We start from the raw sequence: 505 nt of genomic DNA, 5'->3' as shown, positions 1-505 counted from the left end.
GGCCGCGGCGGCGCAGTGGTCGCGCACCGATGAAGTAGACGCAGGGGCCGTCCACGCTGTCGGCGCACATGCCGCCCAGCTCCGTGCGGAACTGGTGCCGGCAGTCCTGGTCGGGGGAGCGGGCGGGCGGCGCGGGCGCGGGGATGCGGCTGCGGTGCACGCCCACCAGCAGCGAGTAGTCCATGATGCCCATGCGCTGCAGCCACTCGGAGTCGCGCTGCAGCTGCGCCGTCAGCGCCAGGGCGCGCGAGGGCTTCAGCAGGATCTGCCGCCCACGCGCGCGGTGCGTGTGCGCGAGCGTGAGCGCGTGTGCGCCGCGCGCGACCCCACCACGCTGCCATCACCTTGTAGTGCAGGTCATTGTCCTTGTATGTGTACTTGATCTGGTGCTTGCGGCCCGGCCACGCGGGGCAGCCGCGATTGCGGCGCACCTCAAACTGCTCCAGGCAGTTGCGGCAGCATGCCGTGTCGCGCTGGCCATCGGCGGCGCCTGAGCGGTTCACCC

1 protein-coding gene is annotated in these 505 nt (G+C 72.1%); it reads right to left on the bottom strand.

Going from position 1 to position 505, the window contains the following annotated elements; translation table 11 throughout:
- Positions 1–184 (bottom strand): hypothetical protein (locus ACK4SE_RS14410; protein WP_409694107.1); only part of this gene is annotated, 184 nt, incomplete at its 3' end.
- Between the last annotated feature and the right edge of the window lie 321 nt (positions 185–505).

The organism is Brevundimonas sp., from assembly GCF_046293315.1.
GTDB lineage: Bacteria > Pseudomonadota > Alphaproteobacteria > Caulobacterales > Caulobacteraceae > Brevundimonas.
The sequence above is the reverse complement of the archived record's forward strand: the minus strand, read 5'-3'. Positions and strand labels throughout refer to the sequence as shown.